An 18,316-nucleotide genomic window follows, 5' to 3' on the forward strand; every position below is an offset into this window, starting at 1 on the left:
GGCGGGGGTGGCCGCCGGCCTCCGGGCTTCCGCCGGGGGCGCGGCGGTGCCACCGTGGGCGCACGAGCCCGCGTCCCGAGGAGCCGCCATGACGCCGCAGCCGGACGTGTACGACGTCGCCTGCCTCGCCGGCGGGACGCAGCGGGTCGTCGACACCGCGCTGGTCGCGCTGGTGGTCACCGGCCGGGTCCGGGCCGTGGCACCGGGCGAGCTGCAGGTCGCCGACCCGCGCCGCCGCCACCCGGTCGAGGCCGCCGTCCTCGACGCCGTCGGCGCGCGGGGCCGGCGCTCGGTGGAGACGGTCCGCTGGCGGGCGCTCGGCGACGACCGGGTGACCGCGGTGGCCCGGCGGCTGCGGCGCGAGGGCCTGCTCGGCCGGCTCCTCGGCCCGACGGCCGCGGGCCGCCGGCTGCTGCGCGGTGCCCGGCCCGGCGCCGGCGACCCCGTGCGGCCGGTGGCGCTCGACGGCCCGCACCGGCTCGAGGACCCGGCGCTGCGGGCGGCGGTGCTGGAGCCGCCTCCGCGTCCCGTCCTGCCCGGGGCCGCGACGCCGTGGGAGCTGACGTTCGCCGACAACTGCGAGGTGGCCCGCCGCACCCGGGAGGAGCTGGTCAGCCGGGCACAGCACGGCCGCGGCTGACCGTCACCCTGACGGCCGCGCCGCCGTCTCGGCGGCCACCCGGCGCACCAGCCCGGCCAGCGCCCGGGTGACCTCCGCCGGCTTCTCCAGCGTCACCAGGTGCCCGGCGTCCGGGACGACGACGTACTCGACCGTCGGGCCCTCCCCGCCGAGCAGCTCGACGAGGGTGTCGCTGTGCGCCTTGGGGATCATCTTGTCCGCGTCGCCGGTGAGCACCAGCGTGGGCACGCGGCGCAGCGGCCCGAGCGCGCCGGTCTCGTCGAGGCCGACCAGCGCCGGGTAGAACTCCGCGATCACGTCGACCGGGGTGCCGCCGATCATCGCGTCCACGTAGCGGCCCAGCCGCGGGTCGACGTCGGTGGAGGCGAACGACAGCGACCAGGTGGCCGCGGAGACGACGTCGGCGGCCAGCCGGCGGGTGCGCTCGGCGAACACCGGCCGGCGGCGCATCGTCCAGGCCGCCACGGGGAGCACCGCGGCGCGCACCCGGGTGAGGAAGTCCGGCAGGCCGAAGTCGAGGTCGGCGAGGTTGCCGCTCGAGGTGGCCACCAGGGCGGCGCCGGCGACCTTGGTGCCGAACTCCTCCGGGGCGAGCTCGGCCAGGCCCATGACCGTCATGCCGCCCATCGAGTGCCCGACCAGCACGACCGGCCCGTCGGGCGCCCGCTCCTCCACCACCCGGGCGAGGTCGCGGGCGAGCTGGTCGATGGTCGAGTTCTCGGCCGGCCCGCGGGAGGAGGCCCCGTGGCCGCGCTGGTCGTAGAAGACGAGCCGAGCGGTGGGCCGGTGGCCGTTGGCGGTGGCCAGCTCCGCGGCCAGCGACCGCCGCTGGTAGGTCCAGGAGGCCATCGACAGCGAGTAGCCGTGCACGAAGACGACGGTCAGCGGCGCGTCGAGCGGGCCGACCTCCTCCACGGCCAGCAGCACGCCGTCGTCGGCCTGCACCCAGGCGGTGCGGTCGGCGCCGCGTGCGGCCGGGCCGAGCGGGTCGTCCTCGCGCAGGTCGGCCGCGGTGGCGCCCTCGGGCAGCGCGCCGGCGGGGCTGAGCCGCTCGGCCCGCACCCGCCGGGTGGCGATCCGGGCGACGGCGACGCCGACGGCGGTGGTGGCCGCCGCCAGGCCGACGACGGCCCCGGCGCCGGCCGCCACCGGGTGCCGCGTGAGCGCGTCCCCCAGCCCCGTGTGCGCCGGCTGCTGCCGCGCTCCGCGCCCCCGTGCCATCAGACCGCCCCCGCCGTCCCGGTGTAGCGGCGGGTGAACCGCCCGCCGACCCGGGTGACCAGCTCGTAGTGGATGGTGTCGACCGCGTCGGCCCAGTCCTGCGCGGTGGGCTCGCCGGCGTCGCCGGGACCCCAGAGGACCACCTCGTCGCCGGGCCGCACCTCGTCGTCGCCGACGTCGAGCACGAACTGGTCCATGCACACCCGCCCGGCGATGGTGCGCCGGGCGCCCGCGGCCAGCACCGGCGCGCGGTTGCCGCCCGCCCGCGGGACGCCGTCGGCGTAGCCCACCGGGACCAGCACGAGCGTGGTCTCGCGGTCGGGCGAGTACGTGTGGCCGTAGGAGACGCCGACGCCGGCGGGCACCCGCTTGGTCAGTGCCGCGCGCGCCCGCACCGTCATCGCCGGCCGCAGGCCGTGGTCGGCCGCGTCGCCACCGAGCGGGTCGAGGCCGTAGACGGCGATGCCCGGGCGGACCATGTCGAACCAGGTCCCGGGCAGCGCGACGGTGGCCGCGGAGTTGGCCAGGTGCAGCCGGGCGTCGGTCAGCCCGGCCCCCCGCGCGATCCCCACGGCCTCCTCGAACACGCGGACCTGCGCGCCGATCGTCGGGTGGGTGGGCGCGTCGGCGTAGGCCAGGTGGCTCCACAGCCCGACGACGGCGAGGTCGCCGTCCTCCTGCGCCCGCGCGGCGGCGGCCACCAGCCCGGGCCAGTCGGCGGGGCCGGCGCCCTCCCGGGACAGGCCGGTGTCGGCGCACAGGTGCAGCCGGGCCGGCCGGCCGGTGGCGCGGGCGGCGCCGACCACCTCGGCGAGCGCGCGCTCGGTGTTGACCGACACCTCCACGTCGGCGGCCAGCGCCGCGGCGTAGTCGCTGCCCGGCGTGTGCAGCCAGGCCAGCACCGGTGCGGTGATCCCGGCGGCGCGCAGCGCGAGGGCCTCCTCGAGGACCGCGACGCCGAGCTGGTCGGCTCCCCCGGCCAGGGTCGCGCGCGCGGCGGGGACGAGGCCGTGCCCGTAGCCGTCGGCCTTCACCACCGCCATCAGCGGCCGGCCGACCCGCCCGCGCAGCACCGCGGTGTTGGCCGCGATCGCGTCGAGGTCGACGACCACCTCGGCCCGGGGAACTCGCTCGCTCACGCCTCCGAGTCTCGCAGGCGCCCCTCGCGCAGCCGGCCCACCGTCTCGGGGAGTCGCCGCACCAGGTCGCCGGCGACCAGCGGTCCCCGCGCGCTCGCCACCTGCCCGGCGCGGCCGTGCAGGTGGGCGGCGGCCGCGGCGGTCTCCGCGGCGGACGTGCCGGTGGCGAGCAGGGCGCCGAGGATGCCCGAGAGGACGTCGCCGGTCCCCGCGGTGGCCAGCTCGGCGGTGCCGGTGGCGTTGACGAACGCCGTCCCGTCGGGCCCGGCGACGACGGTGGCGTCGCCCTTGAGCAGCACGACGGCGCCGAGCTCGGCGGCCAGCCGGCGGGCGGCGCCGATCCGGTCGGCGCCCACCGGCACGCCGAAGCGCTCGAACTCGCGGTCGTGCGGCGTGAGCACGGTCGGCGCGCCCCGCCCGCGGACCAGCCCGGGCTCGCGGGCGGCCAGCGTCAGCGCGTCGGCGTCCACGACCACGGGCAGGTCGGTGGCCAGCACCTCGGCCAGCACGCTGCGGGCGTCGTCGTCGGTGCCCATCCCGGGCCCGGCGACCCAGGCCTGCACCCGGCCGGCGTCGGCGGGCCGGCCGTCGGTGACGATCGCCTCCGGCCAGGCGGCGCGCACGCCGTCGCCCGCCGTCCCGGCGTAGCGCACCAGGCCCGGCCGGGTGCGCAGCGCCGCCCCGGTGCAGAGGACGGCGGCGCCCGGGTAGACGGCCGAACCGGCGACGACGCCGACCACCCCGCGCGAGTACTTGTCGTCGCCGGGCCCGGGCGGCTGCAGGTGCGCGGCCACGTCGGCGTCGGTGAGCTGGTGGGCCCGCGGCCGGGCCAGGTGCGGGCCGAGGCCGATGTCGACGAGGTGGACGGTGCCGGCGCACCCGCGCCCGTCGCCGACGACGAGCCCGGGTTTGACCGCGCCGAAGGTCACCGTGTGCAGCGCGGCGAACGCCTCGCCCGCGACCGCGCCGGTGTCGGCGTCCACGCCGCTCGGGACGTCGACGGCCACGGTCACCGCCGGCCCGGCGGCCGCCCGCGCGGCCAGCCGTGCCGCCTCCGGCCGCAGCCCGCCGCGGCCGCCGATCCCGACGACGCCGTCGAGCACCAGGTCGGCGCGGTCGAGCCCGTCGGGGCCCTGCGGGCCGGTGACGCGGCCGCCCGCGCGGCGCAGCGCGGCGAGGCCGGCCGGGTGGGTGCGGTCGGCGTCGAGCAGGACGGCGGTGACGCGGGCGCCGCGGGCGGCCAGGCGCGCACCGGCGAACAGCGCGTCCCCGCCGTTGTTGCCGCCGCCGACGAGCGCGGTGACCCGGGCTCCCGAGGCGCGGCCGAGCAGCCGCAGGCAGACGGTGGCCAGCCCGGTGGCGGCCCGCTGCATGAGCGCGCCCTCGGGGGTGCGGGCCAGCAGCACCTCCTCCGCGGCGCGGACCTCGGCGGCGGTGGACAGCCCGATCACGCCGGCGTCCCCTCCGCGACCACCACCGCGGAGGCGATGCCGCCGTCGTGGCTGAGCGAGAGGTGCCAGGAGTCGATGCCGAGCGCCTCGGCGCGGCGGGCGACGCTGCCCCGCACCTCGAGGTGCGGGCGGCCGTGGTCGCCCACGGTCACCTCGGCGTCGTGCCAGGCCAGGCTGCCCGGCGCGCCCAGCGCCTTGGCCAGCGCCTCCTTGGCGGCGAAGCGGGCGGCCAGCGACTCCGCCGTCCGGTGCCCGCCCGAGGGGGTCACCTGCTCGGCGGCGGTGAACAGCCGGTCGCGCAGTCCGGGGGTGCGCACCAGCGACTCCGCGAAGCGGGCCACCGGCACCACGTCGATCCCGACCCCGACGATCACCCGGCCAGTCTGCCGTGCGGGCCCGTCCGGCGCCGTCCTACCGCACCGCAGCGCGTCCGACCCGACGTCCCACGGTCGGGTCGGACACGCGACGATCAGGTCACCTGATCATCGCGCGGCACGCGCGCGTCACTCGACGGTGACGCTCTTGGCCAGGTTGCGCGGCTGGTCGACGTCGTAGCCGCGGGTGGCGGCGATCTCGCAGGCCAGCACCTGCAGCGGCACCGTCGTCACCACCGGCGCGAGCAGGGTGGGCGTGCGCGGCACCCGGATGAGGTGGTCGGCGTACGGGACGACGGCCTCGTCGCCCTCCTCGGCGATCACGATGGTGCGGGCACCGCGGGCCCGGATCTCCTGGATGTTGGAGACGACCTTGTCGTGCAGCAGGCTCCGCCCCCGCGGCGACGGGGCGATGACCACCACCGGGGTGCCCTCGTCGATGACCGCGATCGGGCCGTGCTTGAGCTCGCCGGCGGCGAAGCCCTCGGCGTGGATGTAGGCGAGCTCCTTGAGCTTGAGCGCGCCCTCCAGCGCCACGGGGAAGCCCACGTGCCGGCCGAGGAAGAGGATCGTGTCCGCGTCGGCCAGCGAGCGGCCGAGCTCGCGCACCGGCTCCATCTGCGTCAGCACCTGCGACACGGCCTCGGGCAGCTTCTGCAGCTCGTGGACGATCGAGGCGACTTCGTCGGTGTACTTGATCCCGCGCACCTGGGCGAGGACGAGGCCGACGAGGTAGCAGGCGACGATCTGGGCCAGGAAGCTCTTGGTCGAGGCGACCGCGATCTCGGGTCCGGCGTGCGTGTAGAGCACGGCGTCGGACTCGCGGGGGATCGTCGAGCCGTTGACGTTGCAGATCGCGAGCACGCGGGCCTTCTGGTCCTTGGCGTGCCGCAGCGCCATGAGCGTGTCCATCGTCTCGCCGGACTGGCTGATGACGACGACCAGCGTGGACCGGTCGAGCACCGGGTCGCGGTAGCGGAACTCGCTGGCCACCTCGACCTCGACCGGGATGCGGGTCCAGTGCTCGATGGCGTACTTGGCGATCAACCCGGCGTGGTAGGAGGTGCCGCACGAGACGACGAAGATCTTGTCGACGTCGCGCAGCTCCTGGTCGGACAGGCGCACCTCGTCGAGGACGAGCTCGCCCTCGTCGCCCAGCCGGCCCAGCAGGGTGTCGGCGACGGCCTGCGGCTGCTCGGCGATCTCCTTGAGCATGAACCAGTCGTGGCCGCCCTTCTCGGCGGCGGCGGCGTCCCAGTCGACGGTGTAGGCGACCGGCTCGGCCGGGGCGCCGTCGAAGTCGGTGACGCTGAGGCCGCGGGTGCGGTCGATCTCGACGACCTGGTCCTGGCCGAGCTCGCGGGCCTCGCGGGTGTGCGCGATGAAGGCGGCGACGTCGGACCCGAGGAAGTACTCGCCGTCGCCGACGCCGACCACCAGCGGGCTGTTGCGGCGGGAGGCGACGAGCGTGTCGGGCTCGTCGGCGTGCGCGGCGACCAGGGTGAAGGCGCCCTCCAGCCGGCGGCTGACCGCGCGCATCGCCGCGGCGAACCGGCCCGGGCCCTCGGGCTGCTCCGCGTAGACGGCCGCCAGCAGGTGCGCGACGACCTCGGTGTCGGTGTCGGAGCGGAACTCCACGCCGCCGGCCTCGCACTCGGCCCGCAGCGCGGCGAAGTTCTCGATGATCCCGTTGTGGATGACCGCGACCCGGCCGTCGGCGGACAGGTGCGGGTGGGCGTTGCGGTCGGTGGGACCGCCGTGGGTGGCCCAGCGCGTGTGCCCGATCCCGAGCGTCGCCTCCGGCAGCGGCGAGTCGGCCAGGACCTTCTCCAGGTTGGCCAGCTTGCCGGCCTTCTTGACCGAGGTCAGCTCACCCGCGTCGGCCCCGCCCACCCGGACGGCCACGCCGGCGGAGTCGTACCCGCGGTACTCGAGCCGGCGCAGGCCCTCCAGGACGACGTCCAGCGCGTTCTGGGGACCGACGTAACCCACGATGCCACACACCCGGACGAGGCTACCGGCAGTGGCGGACCGCTCCGTCCTCCCGCGACCGTGTCCCCCGTCGCCCCACCCCGCGGCTCCCAGCCGTCCCAGGGACCCCAGCCGGCCGGGCGCTCAGTCGACGGCGGCGACGACCGCGGCCAGGCGCTGGGCGATCCCGTCGGCCTGCTCCTGGGTGGGTGCCTCGACCATCACCCGCACCAGCTGCTCGGTGCCCGAGGGGCGCAGCAGCACGCGGCCGTCGTCGCCGAGCTCCTCCTCCACCGCGTTGACCGCCCCGGCGACCTCGTCGCTCTCCACGACGGCGATGCGGTCGCGGACGGGCACGTTGACCAGCGTCTGCGGCAGCCGCTGCACCACGGCGGCCAGCTCGCCCAGCGAGGCGCCGGTGGCCGACATGCGGGAGAGCAGCGCGAGCCCGGTCAGCAGGCCGTCGCCGGTGGTGGCGTGGTCGAGGAAGACCAGGTGGCCGCTCTGCTCGCCGCCCAGGCTCAGCCCGCGGGCGCGCAACGCCTCGAGCACGTAGCGGTCGCCGACGGCGGTGGTGTGCACCGCGATCCCGGCGTCGCGCATCGCGTGGTGGAAGCCCAGGTTGCTCATGACCGTGGCCACGACGGTGTCCTCGGCGAGCTGCCCGCGCTCCTTGAGGCCCAGCGCGCAGACGGCGAGGATCGCGTCGCCGTCGACGACCTGCCCGTCGGCGGTCACCGCGAGGCACCGGTCGGCGTCGCCGTCGTGGGCGATGCCCAGGTCGGCGCCGAGCGCGCGGACGGCCTCGGTGAGCGGGCCCAGGTGGGTGGAGCCGACGCCGTCGTTGGTGTTCCAGCCGTCGGGCTCGCCACCGATCACGGTGACCTCGGCGCCGGCCCGACGGTAGACGTCGGGCGCGCAGGTCGCGGCCGAGCCGTGCGCGCAGTCGACGACCAGCCGCAGCCCGCCGACGGGCGCGGGCAGCGTCGACAGCAGGTGGCCGGCGTAGTCGTCGACGCCGCCGGGCAGGTCGCGGACCCGGCCGACGTCGGCCCCGGTCGGGCGCGGACCGGGCCCGTCCGCGGCGAGCACGGTCCGCTCGATGGCGGCCTCGACGGGGTCGGGCAGCTTGTGCCCGCCGCGGCTGAACAGCTTGATGCCGTTGTCGGGCATCGGGTTGTGGCTCGCCGAGATCATCACGCCGAGGTCGGCGTCGGTGGACGCGGTGAGGAAGGCGACGGCGGGGGTGGGCAGCACCCCCACGCGGAGCACCTCGGCGCCGGCGCTGGCCAGGCCGGCCACCACCGCGGCCTCGAGCATCTCCCCGCTGGCGCGGGGGTCACGGCCGACGACCGCGACGGGACGCGAGGTCCCGTCGCGGTCGGCGAGCACACCGGCGGCCGCGCGGGCCACCGAGAGGGCCAGCTCCGGCGTGAGGTCGGCGTTGGCCCGACCCCGGACGCCGTCGGTCCCGAAGAGGCGACCCACCGGCGTACCGGTCAGCGCTTCGAGTACTGCGGCGCCTTGCGGGCCTTCTTCAGGCCGTACTTCTTGCGCTCCTTGACCCGCGCGTCACGGGTGAGGAAGCCGGCCTTCTTCAGGGCGGGGCGGTCCTCGGCCTCGACCTCGATGAGGGCGCGGGCGATGGCCAGGCGAAGCGCACCGGCCTGGCCGGTGACGCCGCCGCCCTTGAGCAGGCCGACGACGTCGTACTGCTCGGTCTTCTCGAGGGTCACGAACGGCTCGCGCACGAGCTGCTGGTGCACCTTGTTCGGGAAGTACTGCTCGAGGGTCCGGCCGTTGAGCCGGAACTGGCCGGTGCCCGGCACGAGCCGCACGCGGACGACGGCCTCCTTGCGGCGACCGACGGTCTGGACGGGACGCCCCTCGGCGTCGGTCACGGTCAGGGCGGAGGTCACTGGGCCACCTGCTTGATCTCGAAGGTCTGGGGCTGCTGCGCGGCGTGCGGGTGCTCCGGACCCGCGTACACCTTCAGCTTCTTGATCATCTGCCGGCCGAGGCTGTTGTGCGGCAGCATGCCCTTGACCGCGCGCTCGACGACGCGGTCGGGGTGGGTGCGCAGCTGGTCGCCGACGTTGATGGCGCGCAGGCCGCCCGGGTAGCCGGAGTGGCGGTAGGCGGTCTTCTGGTCGCGCTTGGAGCCGGTGAGCGCGATCTTGTTCGCGTTCACGACGACGACGAAGTCACCGACGTCGACGTGCGGGGCGAACTGGGGCTTGTGCTTGCCGCGCAGCAGGGTCGCGACCTGGCTGGCGAGTCGACCGAGCACCACGTCGGTGGCGTCGATGACGTGCCAGGCGCGGGTGACCTCGCCGGGCTTGGGTGTGTACGTGCGCACGGCGCTCGTGTCCTCCGTCGTCGTCGGGGGTGGCTGGTGGGATCGCCTCACCGAGCACGGGAGACGCCACGGCACGCGCGCACCAGCCGGCGGCCGCGCACCAGCCGACGACGATACCAGCCGGTCGCGGCGCGCCGTCCGGCCTGCTCAGGCCACCCGGTGCAGCCGCCCGGTGGCGACGTCGTAGACGGTGCCGCACACGTCCTTCGACAGCAGGAACGGGCTCTCCTGCAGCAGGCGGATCGACTCGCGGACGTCGTCGTCAGCGTCGGTGAAGGCCCGGGCCGGCCACGGCGGGCGCACACCGGTGGCCTGCTCGACGAGGTCGGCGAACGACTCGTCGTCGGTCTTCTGCAGACCGCAGTCGGTGTGGTGCACCAGCACGATCTCGCGGGTGCCCAGCAGGTGCTGGGAGATGGTCAGCGACCGGATGGTGTCGTCGGTGACGACCCCGCCGGCGTTGCGGATGACGTGCGCGTCGCCCACGGCCAGGCCCAGCAGCGGGAACAGCGGCATGCGCGAGTCCATGCACGCCACCACGGCGACCTTCCGCTTCGGGGCGACCGGCAGCTGGCCCGCGAAGTCCCGGGCCCACTCCTCGTTGGCAGCCAGCATCTGCTCGTACTCGGCCACGTGCGGGCTCCTCTCGTGTCGAGGCATAGGAGGCTCTCCGCACGTCTCGGGCGCGCGGACGAGGGGAAGCTTCCTACGCCGCCGCCGTCCGCGCTCGCGGGCGTCCTGCCCGGTCGGGGTCCGGGCACCCACCAGCCGGACGCGGGCCCATCCGCCAGGATGACCGGGTGCGCACGGTCGAGGAACACCAGGCGGCGGTGGCCGCCCTGCTCGCGCCGCTCGGGGAGGAGGAGGTGCCCCTGGCCGCCGCGCACGGTCGCGTCCTGGCGCGCGACGTCGCCGCGAGCGTGCCGCTGCCGGGCTTCGACAACTCCGCGATGGACGGCTACGCGGCCCGCTCCGCCGAGCTGACCGGCCTGCCGGTGCGGCTCCCGGTCGCCGACGACGTCCCGGCCGGCCGCACCGACGTCGTCCCGCTCGCCCCGGGCACCGTGCAGCGGATCATGACCGGCGCGCTGCTGCCGCCGGGAGCCGACGTCGTCGTCCCGGTGGAGCTCACCGACGCCGCCACCGACGTCGTCGAGATCCGCGACGCGCCCGCCGCCGGCACCCACCTGCGCCACGCCGGGGAGGACATCGGCGCCGGCACCGTCGCGCTGACCGCCGGCAGTCCCCTGGGCGCGGCGCAGCTCGGGCTGGCCGCGGCGGTGGGTGTCCGCACGCTGTGGGTGCGCCGGCGCCCGCGGGTGCTGGTGCTCTCCACCGGCAGCGAGCTGGTCGAGCCCGGTGACCCGCTGCTGCCCGGACAGGTCTACGAGTCCAACTCGCTGCTGCTGTGCGCCGCGGTCCAGGACGCCGGCGGCACCGCCCGGCGGCTGCACTTCGTGCCCGACGACGTCGACCAGTTCCTCACCACGGTGCGCAGCGAGCTGGCCGACGCCGATCTGCTGGTCACCAGCGGCGGGGTGAGCGCCGGCGCCTACGAGGTGGTCAAGGACGCCTTCCGCACGCTGGGCACCGTCGAGTTCGGCAAGGTCGCGATGCAGCCGGGCGGCCCGCAGGGGGCGGGCACGGTCGACGGCGTCCCGGTGGTCACCCTGCCCGGCAACCCGGTGAGCTCCTTCGTGTCGTTCGAGGTGTTCGTCCGCCCGGCGCTGCGCCGCGCCCTGGGCCACGCCTCCCCCGACCGGCTGCGCGCGCCGGCCACCCTGACCGCACCGCTGCGCTCCCCCGCCGGTCGCCGCCAGTTCCTGCGCGGCCGCTACGACGCGGGCCAGGTGTCCCAGGTCGGCGGGCCCGGCTCGCACCTGGTGGCCCACCTGGCCCGCGCCAACTGCCTGGTCGTCGTGCCCGAGGACGTCACCGAGCTGCCCGCGGGCGCCGCGGTCGACGTCGTCCTGATCGAAGGAGCGCTGCAGTGAGCGACCGCCTGACCCACGTCGACGAGTCCGGGGCCGCCCGGATGGTCGACGTCTCCGCCAAGCCCGTCACCGCCCGGGAGGCCACCGCCGCCGGGCGGGTGCTGGTCAGCCCCGAGGTGGTCGCGCTGCTGCGCGGCGAGGGCGTGCCCAAGGGCGACGCCGTCGCCGTCGCCCGGATCGCCGGCATCGCCGGGGCCAAGCGGACGCCGGACCTCGTGCCGCTGTGCCACCCGATCGCGCTGCACGGCGTCACCGTGGACGTCACGGTGGCCGACGACGCGGTGGAGATCGTCGCCACCGCCCGCACCGCCGACCGCACCGGCGTGGAGATGGAGGCGCTGACCTCCGTCGCCGTCGCGGGCCTGACCGTCATCGACATGGTCAAGGCCGTCGACCCGCGGGCGTCGGTCACCGACGTGCGCCTGCTGGCCAAGTCCGGCGGCAAGAGCGGCGAGTGGCGGCGGTGAGCGAGCTGCCGGCGGGCGCCCGGGCCGTCGTCGTCACCGCGTCCAACCGCGCCTCCGCCGGGGTCTACGAGGACCGCAGCGGGCAGGCGCTGGCCGAGGGGCTGCGGGCGCTCGGGTTCGCCGTCGAGGGGCCGCACGTGCGCCCGGACGACGCCGAGGCGCTGGCCGCGGTCATCCGCGAGGCGGTCGCGTCGGGCGCCGACGTCGTGCTCACCACCGGCGGCACCGGCCTGTCCCCCACCGACGTCACCCCCGAGGCCACCCGCGCCGTCATCGAGCGCGAGGCCCCGGGGATCGCCGACGCCGTCCGCCGCGCCGGCGAGGCGCAGGTGCCGACGTCGGTGCTCTCCCGCGGGATCGCCGGCACCGCGGGGCGCACGCTCGTCGTCAACCTGCCCGGCTCGACCGGCGGGGTGCGCGACGGGCTCGCCGTCCTCGGCCCGCTCCTCCCCCACGTGGTGTCGCAGCTCAGGGGCGGCGACCACACCTGACGTCGGCCTACCGGCCTCCACCGCGGCCACGCATCGTCCCGACCTGCGCTGAGCCCGACCCGGCGCTCGATCGCGGGAGCCTCCGGCCCCCACTCCTCGCGCCGCCTCGCGGGGCGGCCCGGTCGGCGGCTCCGGTCGGCGGCCTCAGTCCTCGAGGACGAGGCGGTCGGAGCGGGTGTAGACGTTGCAGCCGTCGCCGCGGAGGAAGCCGACGAGCGTGATGCCGGCGTCGGCGGCCAGCTCCACCGCCAGCGACGACGGCGCCGAGACGGCGGCCAGGACCGGGATGCCGGCCATCGCCGCCTTCTGGGTCAGCTCGAAGCTCGCCCGCCCGCTGACCATCAGCACGTGCCCGGCCAGCGGCACCCGCCCCTGGCGCACCGCGTCCCCGACGACCTTGTCCACCGCGTTGTGCCGACCGACGTCCTCGCGCAGTGCCACCAGCTCGCCGTCGGCGGTGAACAGCCCCGCGGCGTGCAGCCCGCCGGTCTTCGTGAACACCTCCTGCGCGGCGCGCAGCCGGTCGGGCAGCGCCAGCAGCGTGGCCAGGTCCAGCCGCACGGGGTCGGCGGCGACGTCGTGCCGGCTGCGCGTGCGGATCGCGTCGATGCTCGCCTTGCCGCACACCCCGCACGAGCTCGACGTGAGGAAGTTGCGGTCCAGCGCGGTGTCGGGCGGCTCGACGCCGGGCGCCAGGTCGACGTCGACGACGTTGTAGGTGTTGCGGCCCTCGTCGTCGACGGAGTTGCAGTAGCGCAGCCCGGCGACGTCCTCGATGCCGGCGATGACGCCCTCGGTGGCCAGGAAGCCGTGCACCAGGTCGAAGTCGGCACCGGGGGTGCGCATGGTGACCGCCAGCGGCGAGCCGGCCAGGCGGATCTCCAGCGGCTCCTCGGCGGCCACCGTGTCGGGGCGCGTGGTGCGCACGGGCCCCCGGATGCGCAGGACCGGGGTGCGGCTGGTGACTCGTCCCACGAGGGGCGACGGTACCCACGCCCGGCACCTACGGTCGGGGCGTGACCGCGTCGGACCTCCCGCCCTACGCGGCCGTGGTGCTCGCCGGCGGGCGCGCGGCGCGGCTGGGCGGCCGGGCCAAGCCCCAGCTGGAGGTCGGCGGGCGCAGCATGCTGGCCGCCGTCCTGGCGGCCGTGGCCGACGCCGACGAGCGGGTGGTCGTCGGCCCGCCGCAGCCGGTACCGCCCGGCGTCCGCGTCGTCCGCGAGCAGCCGCCCGGGGGTGGCCCGGTGGCCGCGATGCGCGCCGGGCTGCGTGCCGTCGACGCCGACGTGGTCGCCGTCCTGGCCGGCGACCTGCCGTTCGTGACGCCGTCGCTCCTGCGGGAGCTGCGCGAGCGGCTCACCGGTGACGGTGTCCTCGTCGTCGACGACGCCGGCCGCGACCAGTACCTGCTCGGCGTCTGGCGAACCGCCGCGCTGGAGGCCGCGCTCGCCGGCGCGACCGGCCCGGTGCCGGTGCGCCGGGTGCTCGCCCGCCTGACCGTCGCCCGCCACCACCCGGCGCGCACGCCCGGCCGTCCCGCGCCGTGGACCGACTGCGACACCCCCGCCGACCTGGAGCGGGCCCGCGCCGCGGCCCGGGACGCCGACCGGGGGTGACCGCGCCGGACCGGGGGTAGGCAGCCGGGCATGCGCGTCGCCATCGCCGGAGCCCACGGCCAGGTCGCCCGCCGCCTCGGCCGCCTGCTGGCCGGCCGCGGGGACACCGTCCTCGGCCTCGTCCGCAACCCCGACCACGCCGCCGACCTCGAGGCCGACGGCGTCACGCCCGTCGTCCTCGACCTGGAGTCGGCCTCCGTCGACGAGGTCGCTGACGCCGTCCGCGGGTCCGACGCGGTGGTCTTCGCCGCCGGGGCCGGCCCGGGCAGTGGCGAGGCGCGCAAGCACACCGTCGACCACGGGGCGGCCGTGCTGCTCGCCGACGCCGCCGAGCGCGCCGGCGTCCGCCCCTACCTGCTGGTGTCCTCCATGGGCGTGGAGCAGGCCCGCCACGGCACCCCGCAGGGGATGGACCCCGTCTTCGCCGTCTACCTGCAGGCCAAGCTGCGCGCCGAGGACGTCATCCTGCCGCGGCCGGCCCTGGACACGGTGATCGTGCGGCCCGGGCGGCTCACCGACGACCCGGGTACCGGCCGGGTCACCCTGGCGCACGGCGTGGAGTACGGGGAGGTCCCCCGGGACGACGTCGCCGCGGTCCTGCTGGCCCTGCTCGACGCCGGGAAGGCCGACGAGGTGGTGGAGCTGGTCAGCGGCGACACGCCGGTCGCCGAGGCCGTCGCCGCGCTGCCCTGATCAGGCCCGGCGAGCCCGGGTGACCTGCGCTCGGGCGGCGAGGTCGGCGTCGGGCGGGTAGTCCACCCGCAGGAGCGTCAGTCCACCGGGCGGGGCCACGGGGACCTCCCCCGCCCGTTCGCGGCGGGCCAGCAGCGCGGCCGGCCAGTCGGGCGCCTTCCGGCCCTCGCCCACCGCCAGCAGCGCGCCCACCAGGCTGCGGACCATCGAGTGGCAGAAGGCGTCGGCCGACGCGCGGACGGTGACCAGGTCGCCCTCGCGGTCCACGGTCAGCGCGAGCAGGGTGCGCACGGTGGTGGCGCCCTCCCGGCGGCGGCAGAAGGCGGCGAAGTCGTGCTCGCCGGGCATCAGGCCGGCCGCGCGGTCCATCGCGGCGGCGTCGAGCCGGCGGGGCCAGCCGACGGTGTCGGCCCGCCGCAGCGGCGGGGGCCCGGAGTCGGCGTCGGTCAGCCGGTAGGCGTAGTGGCGGGCCAGCGCGCCGAAGCGGGCGTCGAAGCCCGGCGGCGCCTCGGTGACCGCGGCGACGGCGACGTCGGGCGGCAGCACGCCGCGCAGCCGGCGGACCAGCCGCTCGCGCTGCTCCTCCCACGCGGCCCGCGGGACGTCGACGTGCACGACCTGGCCGGTGGCGTGCACCCCGGCGTCGGTGCGGCCGGCGACGGTGAGGTCGACGGGGCAGCGCAGCACGGTGGCCAGCGCGGCCTCCAGCTCGCCCTGCACGGTGCGCCGGGCGGGCTGGCGGGCCCACCCGGAGAACGCGGTGCCGTCGTAGGCGACCGCCAGCCGCAGACGCACGAGCCCGCCACCGGGACCGGTGGCGGGCTCGTCGTGCGGGTGCGGATCGGTCAGCGACCGCTCACTTCGGGTCGGGCGCGGACTCGCCGCCCGGGGCGTGCGTGCCCGCGGTCGCCGCGTCGCCGAGCTCGGCGGCCTCGACCTCGGCGGCCGCGGCGGCGGCCACGTCCGGCGGGAGGGTCGGGTCGTCGACCACGGCCAGGTTCTCGGCGTGCGGCTGCGGGGTCACCGCGCCGTCGTCCTGGCGGTTCCCGTCGGGGTTGAACACGTCGGTGACGACCTCCTGCGCCTCGGGGTCGACGTCGCCACCGGTGACGGCGGGCGAGGTGTCGCCGCCGGGGCCGGTGGTCTCCCCCTCGAACGTGGCGCCCTGGTCGCCGCCGCCGGCGCGCACGCCGGCCGCGCCGGCGTCGCCGCCCTCGCCCGGCTGGCCCTGGGTCACCGGGCGCCGCCGGTGCCCTCGGTGTCGGTCGTGGCAGCGTCGGTCGTGGCCTCGGCGGTGGTCGCCTCGGCCGGCTCCGCCTCGGTGGGCTCGGCGTCGGCCTCGGCGGCCTCGGTGGCGTCGACCTCGTTGGCGACCGCGGCGTCGGTGTCGGCGTCGGCGGTGTCGCTGGCCGGGGCCTCGTCGGTGGCGGCGGCCTCGACGGCGTCGGCGGTGACCTCACCGGAGGCGGCGGCCGCGCCGGCACCGGCGGCGAAGCGGGTGCCGCGGGCGCGCTCGGCCTCGCCCACGGCCTCCTGGGCCACGGTCAGGGCCTCGACCAGCTCGATGACCGCCATGGGCGCGTTGTCGCCCTTGCGCGGGCCGACCTTGGTGATGCGCGTGTAGCCGCCGGGCCGGTTCTCGAAGCGGGGGCCGATCTCGGCGAACAGGTGGTGGACGACGTCCTTGTCCCGGATGACCGTCATGACCTGGCGGCGGGCGTGCAGGTCGCCGCGCTTGGCGAAGGTCACCAGCTTCTCGGCGAACGGGCGCAGCCGCTTGGCCTTCGCCTCGGTGGTGGTGATCCGCCCGTGCTCGAACAGCGACGTGGCCAGGTTCGCCAGCATCAGCCGCTCGTGCGAGGCGGACCCGCCGAGACGGGGGCCCTTGGTGGGGGTGGGCATGTCGGTCCTTCCTCAGGCGGCCGGGGGCGTCTGCCGGCTGCAACCAGGTGGTGCTGTCGTGCGCTGGGTCGAGTGTGGCGGGCGCTCCCGCCCGGGCGGGCGGCGGGTTCCCCCGCCGCCCGGCCCGGCCCCGCTGCAGGGTCCCGCCGCGAGCTCGCGAGCGGCAGGGGCAGCGGGGTCCTGCTTCAGAGCTGCTCGGTCTCCTGGTAGGAGCCGTCGTCGTACTGGACCTGGCCGTACTCGGTGCCGTAGTCGCCGTGGCCCTGGTAGGCGTCGGTCTCGTAGCCCTCGTCGTAGCTCTCGACCGAGGTCGGGATGAACCCGGGCGGGCTGTCCTTGAGCGCCAGGCCCATGGCCGCCAGCTTCATCTTGACCTCGTCGATCGACTTGGCCCCGAAGTTGCGGATGTCGAGCAGGTCGGCCTCGGAACGGGTGACCAGCTCGCCGACGGTGTGCACGCCCTCGCGCTTGAGGCAGTTGTAGGACCGGACGGTGAGGTCCATGTCCTCGATCGGCATCGAGAAGTTCGCGATGTCGGCGGCCTCGGCCGGGCTCGGGCCGACCTCGATGCCCTCGGCGTCGACGTTGAGCTCGCGCAGCAGGCCGAACAGCTCGACGAGGGTCGAGCCGGCGGAGGCGATGGCGTCGCGGGGGGCGATCGAGGGCTTGGTCTCGACGTCGACCACGAGCCGGTCGAAGTCGGTCCGCTGCTCGACGCGGGTGGCCTCGACGGCGTAGGTGACCTTGAGGACCGGCGAGTAGATCGAGTCGACCGGGATCCGGCCGATCTCCTGACCGGGCTGCTTGTTCTGCGGCGCCGGCACGTAGCCGCGGCCCCGCTCGACGACCAGCTCGACCTCGAGGCGGCCCTTGCCGTTGAGGGTGGCGATGTGCAGGTCGGGGTTGTGCACCTCGACACCGGCCGGCGGCGCGATGTCGGCGGCGGTGACCTCGCCGGGGCCCTGCTTGCGCAGGTACATGGTCACCGGCTCGTCGGAGTCGGAGCTGACGACCAGGCCCTTGAGGTTGAGGATGATCTCGGTGACGTCCTCCTTGACCCCGGGCACGGTGGTGAACTCGTGCAGGGTCCCCTCGATGCGGATGCTGGTCACGGCAGCACCGGGGATCGAGGACAGGAGCGTGCGGCGCAGGGAGTTGCCGAGGGTGTAGCCGAAGCCGGGCTCCAGCGGCTCGATGACGAACCGCGAGCGCTGCTCGGAGATGGTCTCCTCGGTCAGCGTGGGGCGCTGTGCGATGAGCATGGTGGTTCTCCTTCTGGTCCTCCGGCGACCGCCATATGACGCCGTGAGGGGGTGGTGCCGGCGGGGCGGACATCCGTCCGCCCGCCCCGCCGTCCTGCTGCTACTTGGAGTACAGCTCCACGATCAGCTGCTCCTGGACCGGGGTGTCGATCACCTGGCGGGCCGGGACGCTGTGCACGACGGCGCGCAGCTGGCCGCTGATGACCTCCAGCCACGGCGGCACGGGCCGCTCGCCGGCGCGGGCCTGGGCGATCTCGAAGGGCACCATGCGCCGCGACTTCTCGGCGACCTCGACGATGTCGTTCGCGCTCACCCGGTAGGACGGGATGTCGACCTTGCGGCCGTTGACCCGGATGTGGCCGTGCTTGACCAGCTGGCGGGCCATGTCGCGGCTCTCGCCCCAGCCGGCCCGGTACACGACGTTGTCCAGGCGGGACTCGAGGATCTGCAGCAGGACCTCACCGGTCTTGCCGGTCTTGCGGTTGGCCTCCTCGTAGTAGCCGCGGAACTGCTTCTCGAGGACGCCGTAGATGCGGCGGGCCTTCTGCTTCTCGCGCAGCTGGAGGAGGTACTCGCTGTCCTTGCTGCGGCCCCGGCCGTGCTCGCCCGGCGGGTAGGGCCGGATCTCGATCGGGCACTTCGGGGACTCGCACTTGCTGCCCTTGAGGAACAGCTTCATCTTCTCGCGCCGGCACATGCGGCAGTCGGCTCCGGCGTAACGGGCCACGTCAGGTAC

21 protein-coding genes are annotated in these 18,316 nt (G+C 76.3%); 6 read left to right on the plus strand and 15 right to left on the minus strand.

Features of this window, described 5'->3' with window-relative positions; all coding sequences use genetic code 11:
* Nucleotides 1–7 precede the first annotated feature (7 nt).
* Nucleotides 8–640, plus strand: a complete 633-nt coding sequence (locus BLQ97_RS02490; RefSeq protein WP_091362903.1) for a TIGR04222 domain-containing membrane protein — start codon at nt 8–10, stop codon at nt 638–640.
* 3 nt (nt 641–643) lie between these two features.
* Here the strand turns inward: BLQ97_RS02490 and BLQ97_RS02495 are convergent, their stop codons facing one another.
* The 9 genes from BLQ97_RS02495 to BLQ97_RS02535 form a co-directional block, all read right to left on the minus strand.
* Nucleotides 644–1,861, minus strand: coding sequence for an alpha/beta fold hydrolase (locus BLQ97_RS02495; RefSeq protein ID WP_091362905.1), 1,218 nt, complete (start codon nt 1,859–1,861; stop codon nt 644–646).
* Nucleotides 1,861–3,000, minus strand: coding sequence for an alanine racemase (alr, locus tag BLQ97_RS02500; protein ID WP_091362907.1), 1,140 nt, complete (start codon nt 2,998–3,000; stop codon nt 1,861–1,863). Before alr ends, BLQ97_RS02495 begins: the two co-directional genes overlap by 1 nt.
* Entirely contained in the window at nt 2,997–4,451 is a 1,455-nt protein-coding gene (locus tag BLQ97_RS02505; protein ID WP_217637011.1) for an NAD(P)H-hydrate dehydratase, read from the minus strand. The genes alr and BLQ97_RS02505 overlap by 4 nt, the downstream gene beginning before the upstream one ends.
* The gene (locus BLQ97_RS02510) at nt 4,448–4,825 is read right to left on the minus strand and encodes a holo-ACP synthase (RefSeq protein WP_091362909.1); all 378 of its coding nucleotides are present in this window, start codon (nt 4,823–4,825) and stop codon (nt 4,448–4,450) included. The genes BLQ97_RS02505 and BLQ97_RS02510 overlap by 4 nt, the downstream gene beginning before the upstream one ends.
* Nucleotides 4,826–4,954: 129 nt before the next feature.
* The gene (gene glmS, locus BLQ97_RS02515) at nt 4,955–6,829 is read right to left on the minus strand and encodes a glutamine--fructose-6-phosphate transaminase (isomerizing) (protein WP_091362911.1); all 1,875 of its coding nucleotides are present in this window, start codon (nt 6,827–6,829) and stop codon (nt 4,955–4,957) included.
* A 111-nt stretch (nt 6,830–6,940) separates the two neighbouring features.
* The gene (gene glmM, locus BLQ97_RS02520) at nt 6,941–8,284 is read right to left on the minus strand and encodes a phosphoglucosamine mutase (protein WP_091362913.1); all 1,344 of its coding nucleotides are present in this window, start codon (nt 8,282–8,284) and stop codon (nt 6,941–6,943) included.
* An 11-nt stretch (nt 8,285–8,295) separates the two neighbouring features.
* Complete coding sequence (gene rpsI, locus BLQ97_RS02525; RefSeq protein WP_091362915.1) at nt 8,296–8,715, minus strand: 30S ribosomal protein S9; 420 nt, start codon at nt 8,713–8,715, stop codon at nt 8,296–8,298.
* Complete coding sequence (rplM, locus tag BLQ97_RS02530) at nt 8,712–9,155, minus strand: 50S ribosomal protein L13 (RefSeq protein ID WP_091362917.1); 444 nt, start codon at nt 9,153–9,155, stop codon at nt 8,712–8,714. The genes rpsI and rplM overlap by 4 nt, the downstream gene beginning before the upstream one ends.
* 147 nt (nt 9,156–9,302) lie before the next feature.
* On the minus strand, nt 9,303–9,788 hold the full coding sequence (locus BLQ97_RS02535; RefSeq protein ID WP_091362918.1) for a beta-class carbonic anhydrase: 486 nt from the start codon (nt 9,786–9,788) through the stop codon (nt 9,303–9,305).
* Between the two features lie 167 nt (nt 9,789–9,955).
* On the opposite strand from BLQ97_RS02535, the gene moeA reads away from it, so the two are divergent.
* Genes moeA through BLQ97_RS02550 form a run of 3 tightly spaced genes read left to right on the plus strand, consistent with a single transcriptional unit; the run spans nt 9,956 to nt 12,107 of the window.
* Complete coding sequence (gene moeA, locus BLQ97_RS02540) at nt 9,956–11,149, plus strand: molybdopterin molybdotransferase MoeA (RefSeq protein WP_091362920.1); 1,194 nt, start codon at nt 9,956–9,958, stop codon at nt 11,147–11,149.
* A complete protein-coding gene (gene moaC / locus BLQ97_RS02545) occupies nt 11,146–11,616 on the plus strand; it encodes a cyclic pyranopterin monophosphate synthase MoaC (protein ID WP_091362922.1) in 471 nt (156 codons plus the stop codon). The genes moeA and moaC overlap by 4 nt, the downstream gene beginning before the upstream one ends.
* Nucleotides 11,613–12,107, plus strand: a complete 495-nt coding sequence (locus BLQ97_RS02550) for a MogA/MoaB family molybdenum cofactor biosynthesis protein (protein ID WP_091363855.1) — start codon at nt 11,613–11,615, stop codon at nt 12,105–12,107. The genes moaC and BLQ97_RS02550 overlap by 4 nt, the downstream gene beginning before the upstream one ends.
* Before the next feature lie 144 nt (nt 12,108–12,251).
* On the opposite strand, the gene fdhD is transcribed toward BLQ97_RS02550, so the two are convergent.
* On the minus strand, nt 12,252–13,082 hold the full coding sequence (gene fdhD, locus BLQ97_RS02555; protein ID WP_091362924.1) for a formate dehydrogenase accessory sulfurtransferase FdhD: 831 nt from the start codon (nt 13,080–13,082) through the stop codon (nt 12,252–12,254).
* 41 nt (nt 13,083–13,123) lie between these two features.
* Here fdhD and mobA point away from each other — a divergent pair, with 41 nt between their 5' ends.
* Nucleotides 13,124–13,723, plus strand: a complete 600-nt coding sequence (gene mobA, locus BLQ97_RS02560) for a molybdenum cofactor guanylyltransferase (protein ID WP_091362925.1) — start codon at nt 13,124–13,126, stop codon at nt 13,721–13,723.
* Between the two features lie 30 nt (nt 13,724–13,753).
* Nucleotides 13,754–14,416, plus strand: coding sequence for an NAD(P)H-binding protein (locus tag BLQ97_RS02565; protein ID WP_091362927.1), 663 nt, complete (start codon nt 13,754–13,756; stop codon nt 14,414–14,416).
* Here the strand turns inward: BLQ97_RS02565 and truA are convergent, their stop codons facing one another.
* The 5 genes from truA to rpsD all read right to left on the minus strand — a co-directional run bounded on the left by truA (nt 14,417) and on the right by rpsD (nt 18,307).
* Nucleotides 14,417–15,211: a tRNA pseudouridine(38-40) synthase TruA gene (truA, locus tag BLQ97_RS02570; protein WP_217637012.1), complete on the minus strand. Its 795-nt coding sequence runs from the start codon at nt 15,209–15,211 to the stop codon at nt 14,417–14,419.
* 61 nt (nt 15,212–15,272) lie between these two features.
* Complete coding sequence (locus BLQ97_RS02575; RefSeq protein ID WP_091362931.1) at nt 15,273–15,653, minus strand: amino acid kinase family protein; 381 nt, start codon at nt 15,651–15,653, stop codon at nt 15,273–15,275.
* Nucleotides 15,650–16,318, minus strand: a complete 669-nt coding sequence (gene rplQ, locus BLQ97_RS24335) for a 50S ribosomal protein L17 (RefSeq protein ID WP_091362933.1) — start codon at nt 16,316–16,318, stop codon at nt 15,650–15,652. The genes BLQ97_RS02575 and rplQ overlap by 4 nt, the downstream gene beginning before the upstream one ends.
* Nucleotides 16,319–16,503: 185 nt before the next feature.
* Nucleotides 16,504–17,580, minus strand: coding sequence for a DNA-directed RNA polymerase subunit alpha (locus BLQ97_RS02585; RefSeq protein ID WP_091362936.1), 1,077 nt, complete (start codon nt 17,578–17,580; stop codon nt 16,504–16,506).
* A gap of 100 nt (nt 17,581–17,680) precedes the next feature.
* On the minus strand, nt 17,681–18,307 hold the full coding sequence (gene rpsD, locus BLQ97_RS02590; RefSeq protein ID WP_091108653.1) for a 30S ribosomal protein S4: 627 nt from the start codon (nt 18,305–18,307) through the stop codon (nt 17,681–17,683).
* Nucleotides 18,308–18,316: the final 9 nt, after the last annotated feature.

It is taken from the genome of Geodermatophilus telluris, from assembly GCF_900102745.1.
Classification (GTDB): Bacteria; Actinomycetota; Actinomycetes; order Mycobacteriales; family Geodermatophilaceae; genus Geodermatophilus; species Geodermatophilus telluris.